Origin of the sequence: Moorena sp. SIO4A1 (assembly GCF_010672065.1) — a bacterium.
In the GTDB taxonomy this organism is placed as follows: Bacteria; Cyanobacteriota; Cyanobacteriia; order Cyanobacteriales; family Coleofasciculaceae; genus Moorena.
This window is the reverse complement of the sequence record NZ_JAAHHX010000104.1, coordinates 1-16639: the sequence shown is the minus strand read 5'-3', so window position 1 is coordinate 16639 and position 16639 is coordinate 1. Positions and strand designations below refer to the sequence as shown.

Below are 16639 nucleotides of genomic sequence, written 5' to 3'. Positions count from 1 at the left end.
ACTACCCCTCTATTAGAGAAAATAGAGACTCAGCTAGCTGAAAATCCCGCCAACAATCAACTGAAGTGGCTGGCAACTGACAATCTGCCTACGCACCACGAATCAGATTGGCAGCACCCGGACTCTAAGCGTCGCGTTGCGCGTGACCCGCGCGCCAAGACGCAACCGACCGCGCGCCAAACAAGCAATACCCTGGCTTTTATACAGTACACCTCTGGCTCAACGGGTAAACCCAAAGGAGTGATGGTTAGCCATGGGAATTTGCTATATAACTCAGTTTTGATTAATCAGTGTTTCCAAGATACACCCCAAAGCAGGGGATTGTCGTGGTTACCTGCTTACCATGATATGGGACTGATTGGTGGAATTCTACAACCCCTTTATGTTGGTCTTCCAATGATCCTGATGGCTCCAGTAGATTTCCTCCGCAAGCCTTACCGCTGGCTAAAGGCAATTTCCCAATACCAGGTGACTACCAGTGGTGCTCCGAATTTTGCCTATGAGCTGTGTGTGCAAAAAATTACGGCTAAGCAATTAGAAACCCTTGACCTGAGCAGCTGGCAAATGGCCTTTACCGGTGCTGAGCCGGTTCGAGCCTCAACATTAGAGCGATTTGCTCAAAAATTTGCCCCTTGTGGTTTCCATCGGGAAGCATTTTACCCCTGTTATGGCATGGCAGAAACCACATTATTAGTCACTGGAGGCTTGAAAGACCAACCTCCAGTGGTAAGGGAATTTGAAGGGGAAGCTCTTGAACAAAATCGAGTGGTTCCCCTGCCAGAAAATCGTCTCAATCAGTCTAATGGTCAGTCTAATGGTCAGTCTAATGGTCAGTCTAATGGTAATGTGCCGACTCGAATCCTGGTTGGGTGTGGCCGGACTTGGTTAAATGAAAAAATTGCGATCGCAAACCCCCAATCCCTCACCCAAGTCGAAGCCGGTGCTGTCGGAGAGATTTGGGTAAAAGGTCCAAGTGTTGCTCAAGGCTATTGGAATCAACCAGAGGTGACGGAAAAAACCTTTCATGCCTATCTAGCTGATACTGGTTCAGGTCCATGGCTGCGTACTGGTGACTTAGGATTTATCCAGGATGGTGAGTTGTTTGTAACCGGTCGTCTGAAGGATTTAATTATTATCCGGGGTCGCAACCATTATCCCCAAGACATAGAATTGACGGTGGAAAAGAGTCATCCAGCTCTTCGCCCTGCCTATGGCGCAGCTTTTTCCGTGGAAGTGGAAGAGGCTGAGCAATTGGTGATTGTCCAAGAAGTTTCCAGGAATTACCTGCGGAAACTAGATGTAGATCAAGTGATTGAAGCCATCCGCAGTGCCATCTCCCAAGAGTACCAGCTTCAAGTCTATGCTGTGTTATTGCTCAAGACCAATAGTATTCCCAAGACATCCAGCGGCAAAGTACAGCGCCATGCTTGTCGAGCTGGATTTCTAAACAATAGCTTGACAGTTGTAGGGCAATGGAGTTTGGCACAACAGCCAACCATTGCCCCAACTAAACCAGAAAAAGAACTCACCACTAATACTATCGGCCTTCAGCAAAGCTCCAAATCAATTCAAAAGTGGATAATAGATTGGCTAGCGCGAGAAACAAAACTTCCTCCCCAGTCTATTAACATCAGCAAGTCTTTTGCTGATTATGGTCTAGATTCAGTAACAGCAGTTGAACTAGCTGATGATCTCGAAGAATGGTTAGGGGTGCCTCTGTCTCCTACACTGGCTTATGATTATCCCAATATCGAGTCCCTTGCCCAATATCTGGCGAAAGTAAGTCAACAAAGCAACTCAAACCAGGGGGACAGCCCAAGAAAAATCGAACCGAGAGTTTCGAGTGCAGGTAGTGAGATGCAACAATTATGGGAGGCACAGTTCCAGAATCTGGATCGGTTCACCTCGATTCCCTTTTATCGTTCACCCGTAACGGTTAAATCGATTGCCTCCAGTGGTGATCAAGAGGTAGACCAACTCTTAGCTGAGTTGGAAATGCTTTCAGAAGCACAAATCCAAGAAATTCTGGGAAAACCCATCAAATAATTCCTAGATCTATGTTTCGATCTATGTTGCCAGTGGATGATATTGCTAAGCGGATTGCCAATCTCTCCCCCGAAAAACGCGCCCTTCTTGAATTGCAGCTGCAAAAGAGGAAAGGCTTAAAAGAACCTATTGCTATTATCGGGATTGGCTGCCGCTTTCCAGGTGCCTCTTCCCCAAAATCATTCTGGCAACTGCTCAAAAATGGTGTCGATGCTATTACTGAAGTGCCACCAGAGCGTTGGGATATCGAGAGATTTTACGACAAGGACCCCACAGCACCAGGCAAAATGTATTGCCGTTATGGTGGTTTCCTGGCGCATGTTGATCAATTTGATCCAGAATTCTTTGGCATTGCTCCTCGGGAAGCTACCTATATCGACCCCCAGCAGCGACTACTGTTGGAAGTAATTTGGGAAGCACTAGAGGATGCAGGCCAAGTGTCTAGCCAAATCAGTGGAAGCCAAACGGGGGTCTTTGTTGGCATTTCCACTAATGATTATGGTCAGCTGCTTCTCCAAAGTCCAGAGGTGGTGGATACCTATACCAATACTGGTGTAGCTTCCACTATGGCAGCTAATCGCATTTCCTACCTACTGAATTTCAAAGGGCCAAGTCTAACGGTTGATACGGCTTGCTCCTCATCCCTAGTCGCTGTTCATTTGGCTTGTCAGAGTATCTGGAATGGTGAGTCAACCGTAGCCATAGCAGGGGGAGTGAATTTGATGCTAACCCCAGTGGTGACGGTTGGGTTGAGTAAGTTAACCGCTTTATCTCCTGATGGTCGCTGTAAGGCATTTGATTCCCGTGCCAATGGCTTTGTCAGGGGTGAGGGTGCTGGGGTGATAGTAGTAAAGCCCCTATCCAAAGCCCTGATCGATAAAGACCCAATTTATGCTGTGATTCGAGGCAGTGCCGTTAACCAAGATGGACGCACTAATGGGCTAACTGCTCCGAGTAGAGATGCTCAGGAAGCTGTTCTAGTCTCGGCCTACCAGAATGCGGGCATTTCACCGTCAGATGTGCAGTATGTAGAAACCCATGGCACCGGAACCCTACTGGGAGACCCGATTGAAGCGATGGCCTTGGGAAATGTCCTAAAACGCTCTCGCAAAGCGGTTCCAAAGGAACATCGCGAAGCGGTTCCAAAGGAACATCGCTCTGACCACAACTCTGATAATAACTCTGATAACTACGGTGCGTTATCCGGTGCGTTATCCGGTGCGTTATTAACGCACCCTACGAAGCCTGTTGCGATTGGCTCGGTCAAATCTAATATCGGTCATCTAGAGGCAGCTGCTGGTATTGCTAGTTTGATCAAAGTCGCCCTATCCCTCAAGCACCAAGAACTTTTACCCAGCCTCCATTTCCAGCAGCCAAATCCCCACATTCCCTTTGATCAACTGCCCCTACGAGTACAGCAGCAGTGGGAGCCTTGGCCATGGGATGTGATTCCCCCATTTGCTGGTGTCAGTTCTTTCGGTTTTGGAGGAACCAATGCTCATGTGGTGCTACAAGGAGCGCCAGACTTGACAAAAGCTACAAGTAATGATAAAGACCAAAAGGATAAAGACCAAAACTATCATCTATTTACCTTATCTGCCAAAACCGCAACCGCCCTGCAAACCCTAGGAAAGCGATACATAGACTTGATAGCATCTGAGCCATCAAGCACACTGGCAGATATTTGTTTGACCAGCAATAAAGGGCGATCGCATTTTAACTATCGTCTCGCCCTCCTAGTTAAATCCACTGACCAGTTGCAGCAACAACTGACCAAGTTGACAGAAAGCGAAACCATTTCGGACAAAATAGCACAAAATAGCCCTACTCCCCCCGAAATCGTTTTCCTCTTCACCGGTCAAGGCTCTCAGTATAGTGGTATGGGACGGCAACTCTACGAAACCCAACCAATATTTCGGGCTACTCTCGACCAATGCGCCGAAATTCTGCAAACCTATTTAGAACAGCCGTTACTGGATGTCCTGTATCCGGAAATCTTTAGCGACAACAGTGACAACTCAACATTAAATCAAACGGCCTACACCCAACCAGCATTATTTGCTCTAGAATACTCCCTGGCTCAGTTATGGCGGTCTTGGGGAATCGAACCAACCGTGGTTATTGGTCATAGTGTTGGGGAATATGTGGCTGCAACTTTAGCAGGAGTCTTTAGTTTAGAAGATGGGCTAAAGCTGATTGCCCAAAGAGCGCGTTTGATGCAACAGTTGCCAGAAGGTGGTGAGATGGCGGTGGTGTTGACCAATGAGCAGCAGGTAACTGAGGCAATTCAAGCCCTATCCGACAAAGTCTCAATCGCTGCCATTAACGGTCCGGAAAATATTGTGATTTCTGGGGAAAGTCAGGCGGTTCAAACCGTGATAGCCCGACTACGCTCTCAAAAGGTCAAATCACTAAAGTTGCCAGTCTCTCATGCCTTCCATTCTGCCCTCATGCAACCAATGGTGGCAGATTTTGCCCAGGTATTATCGGAAATATCCTTACATCCTCCCCAAATAGAGATAATTTCGAATTTAACTGGAAAATTAGCCACTGCCGCGATCGCTACGACCGAGTATTGGTGTGACCATGTCCGTGGGTCCGTTAAATTTTACCAGAGCATGGAAACCCTTTATCAACAGGGTTATCATCTGTGTGTGGAAGTAGGACCGAAGCCTAGCCTATTGGGAATGGGCAAAGCGTGCTTACCGAAAGGAAAGCTGACGGCTATACCAAGTTTGCGTCCAGGAAAACCAGATAGTCAGCAAATGCTGGAAAGTTTGGCAAGCCTATATAAACATGGCGCATCAGTAGACTGGAAAAAATTCCATCAATATAACCCCCGTCGCCTAGTTTCCCTACCCACTTATCCCTTTGAACGGCAACGGTATTGGCTAGATACCACTTCAGTAAAACCATTATCCCCGATTTCCTATGGCCAACTCTCTACTCCATCCTATGGGGATTGGTTGTATGAGATAGCATGGCGACCTAAGGATATAGATGTATCTGATATATCTACTGATGTATCTACTGATATATCTACATCTAGTACAACTTGGTTGATTTTTACTGATAAAGGGGGCTTTGGAGAAACATTAGTTCAACAGCTGGAAGCAAAACCCGACCGGATTTTGCTAATTTCCCCTGGCTCAAGCTATCAACAATTACAAGCAAACCATTACCAAATTAACCCAGCGCAACCGCAACAGTTTCAGCGTCTGTTAGCTCAACAAGTCGCATCCCTAACAGCAACATCTGTGATTGTGGTTCATATGTGGAGTTTAGATACTCCCGCACTGGATCAGTTCCAAACATTTCCCCTAGACGCCACCTTAGAAAACGGTTGTGGTAGTGTATTGCATCTGCTGCAAGCGTTAGTTAAAGCAGAATTAGCTCAACCTCCCCGTCTGTGGTTAGTTACCGAGGGCACACAACCCGTAGCATTAGAGAAAAAAGGTAAGACGAAAAAATCCCTACAGATTGCCCAATCTCCCCTATGGGGTTTAGGGGCAGTTATTGCCCAAGAACATCCAGAACTTTGGGGAGGAATAATAGACCTAGAACCAAGGGAGGGGAATGAGCAGCACTACCAAGAGCAATCATTAATGCTGCTCAAGCAGATATTACGGCCAGAGGGAGAAAACCAAATTGCTTTGAGGGATGGACAAACCTATGTGCCTCGGCTGATTCATCAACAGCAACAGTCCCAACCCCCCACTTTACCATTGCAGCTAAAACCAGATAGCACCTACTTAATTACCGGTGGTTTGGGGTCACTGGGGTTAAAGGTAGCTGAATGGATGGTCGATAAGGGGGCACGGTATTTAGTATTAGTAGGACGAAGCCAACCAAATCCTAGGGCGTCAGAAATAATTGGGAAATTAGAAGAACAAGGTGTGATGGTAGTCCTTGAGCAGGTGGATGTATCCCAGGAAGCACAAGTTAGGGACTGTCTCAACAGAATTCAGGTTTCCCTACCCCCCCTCAAAGGAATTATCCATGGTGCAGGCGTCCTAGAGGATGGGGTGCTGCTGCACCAAGATTGGGCAAAATTTGCCAAGGTGATGAAACCGAAAGTTGAGGGAGCCTGGAATTTACACAGGTTGACTCAGGAGATGGCCATAGACTTATTTGTACTATTTTCTTCCGCTACCTCTATCCTAGGTACCCCTGGTCAAGGAAACTATTCCGCAGCTAACGGATTTTTAGATAGCCTCAGCCATTATCGACAAGGGCAAGGTGCAAGGGCTTTAAGTATTAATTGGGGGCCTTGGGCTGAGATGGGTTTAGCCGCTGGCGTCGGTAAACGGATGGCAATGCTGGGAATCGAGCCGATTCAAGCACCACAGGGATTACAGATACTCGAACAACTTATGGCACAAGATGGGGCTCAGGTGGGGGTATTACCGGTGGAGTGGTCAAGGTTAAAGGAACGACTACCGGTAGAGTTACCGTTATTCCTATCAGAGGTAATCACAACAGAAACACTACCGCCTCAGGGGGATGGGGAAAACGACAATTCTGGGATTTTTGATCAACTGCTCGCCACTACAACAACCCAACGGGAAGCGTTATTAAAAGATTACCTTAAGCAACAGATTGCTAAGGCTTTAGGGATAAGTCGGGAAATCTCAGGGTCGAGCAACCTGATGGATTTGGGTGCTGATTCCTTAATGATTGTAGAAGTACTCAATGCCTGTAAGAAAGACCTGAAGATAACCCTTTATCCTAGGGAGTTTTATGAGCGACCAACGATTACAGCTCTAGCTGAGTACTTGGCTTTGGAGATGGAACGGCTTCATCAGCCCCAGCCAACCCAAACTTCATTGACCACTACTAGTCTCTCAGATATTAAGAATTGGGCTAATCCTTGGGCATGGAACAATAGCGATCGCAATTTTACCAAACCCAGCCAGCGCAATCGGAGCATGGTGTTTGTGCTATCTAGCCCTCGGTCAGGCTCGACCTTACTGCGGGTGATGCTAGCTGGTCATCGGGATTTATTCTGTCCACCAGAATTACACCTATTGCCCTTTGATACCATGGCTGAACGCAATCAATCCCTAGGTTCAACTCACTTAGGAGAAGGGTTAGCGCGAGCTTTCATGGAAATCATGAACCTAGATGCCCAAGCAAGTACAACACTGGTAGAGGAGATAACCCAGCAAGACTGGTCAATTCAGAAGGTTTATGGCAGGTTACAGGAACTAACGGGTAAACGTACTCTTGTGGATAAATCTCCTACCTATGCTGGCAGTCTTGAAACCCTAAGGCACGCGGAAGATTTATTTGAACAAGCCAAGTATATTCATCTAGTACGTCATCCCTATGCGGTAATTGATTCCTTCGTGAAAAATCGGATGGATAAAATCTTTGGTATTGATGAGGTAGACCCTTATTGGCTAGCAGAGGAAGTTTGGACAACCTGTAACCGTAATATCCTAGACTTCTGCGAGGAAATTGCACCATCTAATCATCATTTAGTGTATTACGAGGAACTAGTAAAGCAACCTGCTTTGGTCATGGCAAGGTTGTGTGAGTTTCTCGGTATTCCTTTTGATGAGGCGGTTTTAGAACCCTATCAAGGCCAGCGGATGACGGATGGAGTTCATCCCCAATCCCTACCGGTGGATGACCCCAATTTCCGCAACCATAACCAAATTGATTCGGCTTTAGGAGAAGTTTGGCGGCAAATCCAGTTGCCCCGGCCTTTGGGGAAATTTGCGGAAGAGGTGGCAACACGCTTGGATTACCAATTGCCGTTACAGGTTGAACCTTCAGCCCAAGGATCTAACCTACCCAACTCAAACACTAAGGCCGAACAACCTTCTAACCTTCAACCTTCTAACCTTCAACCTTCTAACCTTCAACCTCCTAACCTTCAACCTCCTAACCTTCAACCTCCTAACCTTCAACCTCCTAACCTTCAACCTCCTAACCTTCAACCTCCTAACCTTCAACCTCCTAACCTTCAACCTTCTAACCTTGGCCTTTCGGCCACGCTACCCGAACAACTTGAAGCGATGCAAGAGTCTTATCTAGACGTGCGGGGTTTACAGCTTTGTCTGTGTAGTTGGGGTCCGGTGGATGGGGATTTAATCCTATGTATCCATGGTGTTTTAGAACATGGAGCGGCTTGGGAAGAAATTGCTGGTCCCTTGGCAAGGATGGGATATCGAGTCGTTGCACCCGACCAGCGAGGCCATGGACGTTCCCAGCATGTGGGGATGGGAGGGTCTTATCAATTAATCGATTACTTGGGGGATTTAGATGCGATCGCCTTTGGCACGGCAGAGCCGATCGGCTCTGCCGCGCCAAAGGCGATCGCAAAAGCTCTGACAGACCAGCCATTTATTCTAGTGGGTCATTCCATGGGGGCTGTAGTTGCTGCCACCTTTGCCAGTGTCAGACCGGAAAAGGTCAAGTCTTTAGTATTGCTGGAGCCAGTGCTACCAGGAGAACAGAAGGATGATCAAACAGCTCAACAGATAGCAACCCACCTAGATTATCTTGCATCCCCACCTCAACACCAAGTCTTTACGGATATCCAAGCTGCTGCTAATCGTCTGCGCCGCTTAACCCCCAACCTCTCTGAAGAATTGGCATTAAAACATGCTGAACGACTTACCGAACCTGGTGAGGGTGGTGTATGCTGGCGCTGGGATCCAAGACTGCAAGTTCGTACGGGAATTGGTTTAAGTGGAACAGCGTTTAATCGAGATAAGTACACACAGCTACTGAGTCAAATTAAAGCTCCCACTACCTTAGTTTATGGCAATAATAGTAACTTTAACCGAGCCGAAGACATAGCTTTGCAACAAGCTGCAATACCTCATGCTAAAACAGTAACACTATCAGGAGGACATAACCTCCATGTTGATGCACCAGATGCTATAGTTGCAATTATCGCCAACAACCGATTAAACCTGAAAAATTAAAAAGTGACAAGGTAACAAGTAAAAGGCAAAAGGTAACAGGTAAAATTAACAATACCAATTACTAAATATAGCTTTTATCATAGCTATGAGGTACACATTATTTTTGCCCTCTTGCCTATTGCCTATTGCCTCTTGCCTGCTCCCTACTCCCTGCTGCCTCCGCTATACTAAAAAATGACTAATATAGAGCTTTTATGGGAAATCCCCTTATCCATACTCTCCTTCATTTTTTCCCGCATCCTAAGATTTGTGATGCAAACTATCGGGGGATACTTTACCTCCAAAAAAAACACCAAAAATCTTGAGTGGCAACTCGTCTCAGCCGAGTTTTTAAAAAAGCCCATCAAATTAATTTGGGCAATGAGTCGAGCTCGTTGGAATCTTCACGCTATTATTTCTCTAGTTGGACCGATTCAGGTCAAAGAGGTAATTAGCTTTGATGCCAGTGCAGCTAAACAATCAGCCCAATCCTGGACATTAGTAGTTTACAGTCTACCAGATTTTGAAACTATCACTAATATCAGCTCCCTCACCGTATCCGGAGAAAACCAATGGGAATCCGTGAGCTTGAAACCAGGTAAATACTTATTAGGTTTGCGGTATTATCACTGGTCAGAAACAGTAGAGCAACCTACTGTTAAAGCAGATGGTGTTAAAGTAGTAGATGCCAAGCAAATTAACGCCCCTACTGATATTAACAGCTTTTACCGTGACCTAATTAAACGAAAAAATTGGCTTCATGTCTGGTTGAATTATTATGTCTTCAACCTGTTGCGCTTTAAGCAATGGTTACCCCAAGCATTTGTAAAAAAAGTATTCTTACCTGTACCGAATCCAGAAACAAAATTTTACTATGGTGCCTTGAAAAAAGGAGAATCGATTAAATTCAAACTAGCACCATCCCTGTTAACAAGCCATGATATTTACTACAGCTTGTACAGCCGTGAATGCTTTGCTCTAGATTGGTACAAAATTACTGAAGCGGAACATAAAACATCTGCTAGTGATCAGAAATCTATTTATATTGTTCGGATTCATCCGAAATTTGAGCGAAACGCTTTATTTGAAAATAGTTGGGTTAAGATAGCCGTTGTTTGAAGTAATAGCTTGAAGTAGTACTTAGTCTTGTAATCCCAATAATTCCAATAATTCCAAATGCTGGTTAAAAACCCCCTTTAGAATCTAGTATAATTTAGTCCTTGAGGTAGCTACTTTGTTGATTTAGACACGGTTTGTATCACCGCTACCTAAGGGTAGTTTTGGCTAAAGGGGGATTAGTGAATCAAAGAGGATTAAATAGGATTTATGATCACCACTCCTCTTGTTTCGTTCTGCTGTGAAAAGTCAAGACTGAAAAGTTAATACCAACTACCAGTCAAGACCAATTACCACCCGTTCTGGCGAAGAGTTAAGCTGTTGCCATCAAAATCCTTAAAGAATGCTAATAGAACTCCTCCACCAACATCTTGAATCGGTGAAACCTCAATCCTTCGAGACATCAGGAAATCGCTAGCTTCCTCTATATTGTTTACAACTAGTGTTAGTGCTGCTTCTCCCGTTCCTGTAGGTTTGCTTTCGTAGACGCCAATTTTGGTGCCAGGCACCTTGGGGTAAAAGAACTGCGTCCAACGGTATGTATCCTGGGAATGATCCCATTCCATGCCCAAAAGCTCATGGTAAAAGAAGATGGCTCGGCCGAGATCGGCGACATTTACTTTAGATACGTAGCCCGTTACGAGCTCATCCATAGGGGGTTGAGCAACTGCGGTGCTTGTCCATCCAGAACTTAACAGAACAAAAACACTGATCAGTACTATGACTGTTGCTGTTTTTAGCTTTTGCAATAATTTTTGCATCATCTTCATTTTTAGGTTATCCTTATCTAACCTTTTTTGGTGTGGTCTACTCCTAGGACATTTAAATTTAGATTTCATAGAGAAATATTCAGAGGCTAAGCCTTGTTATCACTAGACCTCTAAAGCTCATCTAAAAAGCAGTAAATTTAAATGTCCGTTAGCTTCAGGTTTGTTAACTTCAGCCAACCAACAATTATTAGTATACACAGACTTATAGAAAGAAGACATAACCTTAACCAAATAAGTAACAAATCTTCAATATTTTTTATGGTCATAGTTCTAAATCCTATACGGAGTAAAGGATTCAGTATTTTTAAATAAGCGACGCATCAAGACAAGGACTTGACAATTTTTGCGAAACTTAGTAAACAAAGGGTACTTTACATTAATAATTATTTAAGTTTTAGTTAAACTTCCAGTTACTATCTTGGGCTCCAACCAATTAGTCTCTCTAGGAATTAAAAGATTCAGTAATGTTCGTTAAAATCATTGACAAATCAGGAGGATATGTTATTTTAGCAGTTGTTTAATAGTTATAGCAGTCGAAGTAAAGGTTAAGACATATTTCTGTTCCCAGATCCGCTGTTCCCAGATCCGCTGTTCCCTTTAAACGAAAATACTATGTCATAAACTATACTTCCCTTGCTATAAAGCGCAGGGCTATAGGATTTAGGATATTACTCTGAAACTATCTCGATTGGTAACACTACTGTAAATGTCGTCTTTCCAGGCACCGACTCCACCTCAATCTGACCCTGATGTTTATCCACAATCTTTTTGACAATATCTAGGCCCAAACCACTACCTTCTCCAGGGGGTTTAGTCGTAAAAAAAGGCTGAAATATTTTTGGTATAATTTCCGGGGGAATTCCTTTAGCACTATCATTGAAACTGACTTTTATCTGATCATCCTGCTGTCTGACATCAATGGTTAAGGTTCCCTTACTATCCATAGCTTGAATGCTATTGTGAATCAAGTTCGTCCAAACTTGATTAAGTTGGTCGGGATAGCAAAGAATAGCAGGCAAGGAATCCTCATAATTTATGATTACTTCTACACCGTATTTGAGTTGGTTATAATAGAGAGTTAAAATAGTATCAATCCCTTCAATAATATTTGCCTCTATCTTGTTACCACTAGAATCATCATGGGCATAATTTTTCAGGGCAAACACCACTTTAGCAGCTCGTTCAGCAGCGGTAACAATGTTACGGGTACTGGTTTGGAGATTAGCAAATTGATAGGCAGTTTGTAAAATTTTTTCTCCCTCTGGGTCTTTCAGTAGAGGCAACAAAGGGTGTAGGTCGTCCCAAACCCCAATTCCTACTAAAATATTGGCGAGTTTTGCTGCTTTCTGAATCGAGTGGGATGTCATCTGGCCGGTCAAGGCTTTTCTGATTTGACGTTCCGAGTAGATAAAGGAGTCGTTTGTTGGCTGGAGCGTTCTAGTAAGGTAAAGAAATCCGATTGGCGTTCCTTGGAAAGTGCTTGAAAAAAGGAAGGTAACTGCTTGAGGTGGTGAGCTAAAAAGTTAGCAAGATTCCTAACTGAGGAGTTAATAGCACCTAAAGGAGTGTTAATTTCATGAGCAACTCCAGCTACTAATTGTCCGAGAGCAGCCATTTTTTCAGATTGGATCAACTCGTCTTGAGTAGCTTGCAGCTGTTGCAGGGTTTCGTTCAGTTCTGCTTCCACTTCCATGCGCTGTTTGATTTCGTTTTTCAGACGTCGATTCTGCTCTTCCAATGTCTTGGTTTGGTCTTCAAGGGTTTTGGTCAAAGAACGCAGTTGTAAATGTACCTTGACTCTTGCTAACACCTCCTGTGACTGAATCGGTTTAGTCAGATAATCGACTCCCCCAAGCTCAAATCCTTTCACCTTATCCTCTATACCGGATAAAGCCGTCATAAAAATTACAGGAATATCTTTGGTTTCGTCATCTGCTTTCAAACGGCGGCAGGTTTCAAAGCCATCCATCCCTGGCATCAACACATCCAGCAAAATTATTTCAAGCCACTCTCACCATTGCGGGCTACCAAAATCGTCAAACCAGCATCTTCCAAATAATCAACAGCTACTCCTAAATTGGTGGGATTATCATCAATCACCAAAATAGTGAAGTTGGTTAAGTCAAGATTAGGGATATTCCTCGTGGTGACACTCATTGCTCTTGTTCCCAGTGCAGATAGTTTTCCACTAAAGCCACAATCTCCTCTTCCTAAAACCCTCGCGCTAAATCTTTGAGTTGATTGGTAATAAGGAATATAGTCATCCAGTTCATCAACATAGATAGCTGTGTCACGAATTTTCCTCATCAAAAATCAAGCGCGAGTTTGCAAACCCCGCCTATGGGCGACTAGGGAAGAGAAACGAGAGACCAGGGCGGAAAAACGAGCCGGGGTATTTATTCCCCCTAAGTTACTTATGATCTGGATATTCAATGGTATTACTTCCCAATCTTCCCCATCCTCTGGTTCAGATCTCTATTTTCCCCAGTAATTCACCAATCTGGCAAAGTTTCAGGTCAATAGCAATTACACTATGTCTAGATTTGGGGATTGAGCCAAGCCTGCGCGAGATCAGCTCTACGCCTAGTAATAATGCCTAGTAATAATATCGTTGCGGTTTATCCTAATGATGGGAAGATGGGCAGAGGGTCAATTGAGGCAAATGATTGAGGCAAATGTAAGTTGTCAAAAATTTTAATGCTACCAGATGATATAAGAGAAGCGTGGGATTCCAATCTCTTTAGGTGCGCGCCTCCTAGGCCGCGAGCAATCCCTCGCGGCCTAGGGTCGCACCTTTTGATGGGTTTGCTAATCTGGAGTTATGCCCTGTAATCTGACCCAGAAACCCACTGACCATTGACTAATGACCAGTAACTATGTCACCAGCCAAAAACAGAACCTTTAGTCTCGACTTTGAAAAGCCACTGGTTGAACTGGAAAAACGAATTAAGCAAATTCGGGAACTTGCAGAAGAAAACAATGTCGATGTTTCTGACCAAATCCGCCAACTGGAGACAAGAGCAATCCAACTGCGTCAGGAAATTTTCAATAGTTTATCACCAGGGCAACGGCTACAGCTAGCCCGTCACCCTAGGCGTCCAAGTACCCTCGATTATATTCAGGCAATCACTGATGAGTGGTTTGAGTTGCATGGCGATCGCGGTGGTTATGATGACCCAGCCTTAGTGGGGGGGATTGGCTCTTTGGTGGGTCGTGCTGTGGTAATATTAGGACATCAAAAAGGTCGGGATACTAAAGATAATGTAGCTCGCAACTTCGGCATGGCTGCGCCTGGGGGCTACCGTAAAGCGATGCGGCTGATGGAACACGCTAATCGCTTTGATATGCCAATTTTGACCTTTATTGATACCCCTGGTGCTTGGGCTGGTGTGAAGGCGGAAGAACTAGGACAAGGAGAAGCGATCGCTTATAACCTCCGAGAAATGTTTCGCCTGGATGTGCCCATTATGTGTACAGTCATTGGTGAAGGAGGTTCTGGTGGTGCTTTGGGAATTGGTGTTGGTGATCGGGTTTTGATGTTTGAAAACGCTGTCTACACCGTAGCTAGCCCAGAAGCTTGTGCCGCCATCCTTTGGAAAGATGCTAGCCAAGGACAGCAAGCCGCAGCAGCGTTAAAGATTACCGCTTGGGACCTCAAAGAATTAGGGATTATTGACAAAGTTTTATCGGAACCCATAGGGGGAGCTCATGGGGATCCCTTGGCAGCCGCCTCTATCCTCAAAGAGGCTCTATTGGAAAACCTGGCAGAACTAACTCAATTAACCGCTCAACAGCGCCGGGATTTGCGCTATCAGAAGTTCCGAAATATGGGGATTTTTGTAGAAAGTTAGTCTTGAAGGGGTGAATAGGTAAACCGGTTAGAGGTATATCTCCCACCTTCGCGGCGGCGTTGCTCAACTAAAAACTGATTTCAAGGGTCGTGATTTGAAGTATAGTTAGATTCGTTACCAATTAGGGCTACCAACCTCAGGGATAAAACTTTATATATAGCAAGGGGGTCATCCTCTGGGGGATTGAGCTAATCATGCTCGCCATTTTCTCCGATGTTTACCTTGGTAGCCCAATTACCAATTACCCTATCCCGATTTTTCTATCCTCAAAGTTTATTATTGACAGCCGACTTGGTAGCTGAATAGTCTGCGAATGATGATACAATTAACAAATGTTCACAATATTCTAAGGTAGTTAGTCAGTTTGCTAAACAATTTCGGATACACCGAAAACCTAGCTGTGCCTTTGGAGATTAACTGCCCTAAGGGAGTGTCTAAAATCTCGGTGCCTAACCAACTCACTGAACCTAAGGTTAATTCGACTGCCTCCACCTCTGGTGACCTTGTAGCTGGCTTAGCAGATTTAAAGCTAGCAGATTTAAACCAAATAACTGCGTTATGTGGGCATTTGCTTCCGAGCAATCCTGAGTTTTATCCAGACCGTAGAGAAGCATTTGTAACAAAATCTTGTAAAATTTGATGACATCGACTGTTGAGCGACGCGCCATAATTACTGGAGCGAGCAGTGGTATTGGCAAGGAAACAGCTTTAGCCTTTGCTAAGGCAGGAATCAGTGTAGCCTTAGTCAGCCGTTCCCGGAACAACTTAGAGATGGTTGCTGCTGCTGCTAGGGCAGCTGGGGTGCAAGCTAAGGCTTATCCATATGATTTAGCTGATCTGGAGCAGGTTAGATCTTGGATAGAAGAAATCACAGCAGATTTTGCTCCTATCACTATTCTCGTCAATAATGCGGGAATAGCTGACGCTAGATATCTCAGTGAGACACCGCTATCAGATTGGCAGCGCTTAATTGACCTGAATCTGACCAGTGTGTTTCAGTGCATCCAGGGGGTTCTGCCTGCTATGCGTGCCCAACACCGAGGCACGATCGTTAACGTGGCATCAATTGCTGCTAAGCAAGCCTTGCCTAAATGGGGGGCTTACAGCGTTAGTAAGGCAGGTATGATTGCCCTCTCCAAGACTCTAGCAGCGGAGGAAAGCCGCCATGGTATCCGGGTAGTAAGCATTTGTCCAGGTGCAGTCAATACCCCTTTATGGGATGCAGATACAGTTCAGGTGCAATTAAATCGGTCAGGGATGTTGACCCCAGAAATTGTTGCCCAGTCAATTTTGCACACCGTCGAGCTCCCACAACAGGCTGTCATCGAGTCCTTGACTCTGATGCCCAGTGCCGGAATTCTTTAGGGTATAGGTAAAAATAATAGCACACTTTAAGGTTATTGCTGTGTCAATTCAACCTGTCCCTATGGTCTGGCAATATCAAGTTCATTTTTGTTTACAATCTAATCAGATTAATCATGACTATTGCTTCTTCCAATGGTTTCAACCGTGTTGAATCTGTTTCAACTGCTAAAAGTATCAATGGTAATGAGAAACATCAGCTAGAGACCCGTCCTGAGCGCAATACCCAGAATGGTCACCAGCCCAATTTACAACCTCCTTTGGAAGAACTGAACCAGGAGATGATCAACGCTGTCACCACTATCCTATTGGGTGTTGGTGAAGACCCGCAACGAGAGGGACTGCTCAAAACCCCTAAGCGGGTAGCCGAGGCAATGCGATTCTTGACTAGTGGTTACAATCAGTCTTTAGAGACAATAGTCAACGGGGCAATTTTTGACGAAGGTCACAATGAAATGGTACTCGTGCGGGATATCAATTTCTTTAGCCTCTGTGAACACCACATGTTGCCATTTATGGGTAAGGCTCACGTCGCCTATATCCCTAACCAAAAAGTGGTAGGACTCAGTAAAATAGC

Annotated in this window: 11 protein-coding genes; 7 read left to right on the top strand and 4 right to left on the bottom strand. The window is 44.9% G+C overall.

Features of this window, described 5'->3' with window-relative positions; translation table 11 throughout:
• The 3 genes from F6K53_RS33180 to F6K53_RS33170 all read left to right on the top strand — a co-directional run.
• Nucleotides 1-2046, top strand: a 2046-nt coding sequence (locus F6K53_RS33180) for an AMP-binding protein (protein WP_293083655.1), incomplete at its 5' end; no start/stop codon positions are given.
• An 11-nt stretch (nt 2047-2057) separates the two neighbouring features.
• Nucleotides 2058-8984 carry a type I polyketide synthase gene (locus F6K53_RS33175; protein WP_293083652.1) on the top strand — a complete coding sequence of 2309 codons (6927 nt, stop codon included), beginning with the start codon at nt 2058-2060 and terminating at the stop codon, nt 8982-8984.
• Between the two features lie 174 nt (nt 8985-9158).
• Entirely contained in the window at nt 9159-10082 is a 924-nt protein-coding gene (locus tag F6K53_RS33170) for a DUF6208 family protein (protein ID WP_293083651.1), read from the top strand.
• A gap of 287 nt (nt 10083-10369) precedes the next feature.
• Here the strand turns inward: F6K53_RS33170 and F6K53_RS33165 are convergent, their stop codons facing one another.
• From F6K53_RS33165 to F6K53_RS46115, 4 genes are all read right to left on the bottom strand, one after another.
• The gene (locus tag F6K53_RS33165; protein ID WP_293024906.1) at nt 10370-10843 is read right to left on the bottom strand and encodes a VOC family protein; all 474 of its coding nucleotides are present in this window, start codon (nt 10841-10843) and stop codon (nt 10370-10372) included.
• Between the two features lie 674 nt (nt 10844-11517).
• Entirely contained in the window at nt 11518-12228 is a 711-nt protein-coding gene (locus F6K53_RS46125) for an ATP-binding protein (RefSeq protein ID WP_366511382.1), read from the bottom strand.
• Nucleotides 12225-12833 carry a response regulator gene (locus tag F6K53_RS46120; RefSeq protein WP_365940132.1) on the bottom strand — a complete coding sequence of 203 codons (609 nt, stop codon included), beginning with the start codon at nt 12831-12833 and terminating at the stop codon, nt 12225-12227. The genes F6K53_RS46125 and F6K53_RS46120 overlap by 4 nt, the downstream gene beginning before the upstream one ends.
• 11 nt (nt 12834-12844) lie before the next feature.
• A complete protein-coding gene (locus F6K53_RS46115; RefSeq protein ID WP_365940129.1) occupies nt 12845-13156 on the bottom strand; it encodes a hypothetical protein in 312 nt (103 codons plus the stop codon).
• Nucleotides 13157-13725: 569 nt separating this feature from the next.
• Between F6K53_RS46115 and accA the strand changes: the two genes are divergently transcribed.
• The 4 genes from accA to F6K53_RS33140 form a co-directional block, all read left to right on the top strand.
• Complete coding sequence (gene accA, locus F6K53_RS33155) at nt 13726-14700, top strand: acetyl-CoA carboxylase carboxyl transferase subunit alpha (protein ID WP_293024908.1); 975 nt, start codon at nt 13726-13728, stop codon at nt 14698-14700.
• A gap of 364 nt (nt 14701-15064) precedes the next feature.
• On the top strand, nt 15065-15340 hold the full coding sequence (locus tag F6K53_RS33150; RefSeq protein WP_293024910.1) for a hypothetical protein: 276 nt from the start codon (nt 15065-15067) through the stop codon (nt 15338-15340).
• Nucleotides 15340-16065: an SDR family oxidoreductase gene (locus tag F6K53_RS33145; RefSeq protein WP_293024912.1), complete on the top strand. Its 726-nt coding sequence runs from the start codon at nt 15340-15342 to the stop codon at nt 16063-16065. The genes F6K53_RS33150 and F6K53_RS33145 overlap by 1 nt, the downstream gene beginning before the upstream one ends.
• A 113-nt stretch (nt 16066-16178) precedes the next feature.
• Nucleotides 16179-16639, top strand: a 461-nt coding sequence (locus tag F6K53_RS33140) for a GTP cyclohydrolase I (protein WP_293083646.1), incomplete at its 3' end; no start/stop codon positions are given.

Coding starts and splice junctions, on each gene's coding strand:
- F6K53_RS33175 (WP_293083652.1), top strand. CDS start 2,058: ATGTTTCGATCTATGTTGCCAGTGGATGATATTGCTAAGCGGATTGCC.
- F6K53_RS33170 (WP_293083651.1), top strand. CDS start 9,159: ATGACTAATATAGAGCTTTTATGGGAAATCCCCTTATCCATACTCTCC.
- F6K53_RS33165 (WP_293024906.1), bottom strand. CDS start 10,843: ATGATGCAAAAATTATTGCAAAAGCTAAAAACAGCAACAGTCATAGTA.
- F6K53_RS46115 (WP_365940129.1), bottom strand. CDS start 13,156: ATGAGGAAAATTCGTGACACAGCTATCTATGTTGATGAACTGGATGAC.
- accA (WP_293024908.1), top strand. CDS start 13,726: ATGTCACCAGCCAAAAACAGAACCTTTAGTCTCGACTTTGAAAAGCCA.
- F6K53_RS33145 (WP_293024912.1), top strand. CDS start 15,340: ATGACATCGACTGTTGAGCGACGCGCCATAATTACTGGAGCGAGCAGT.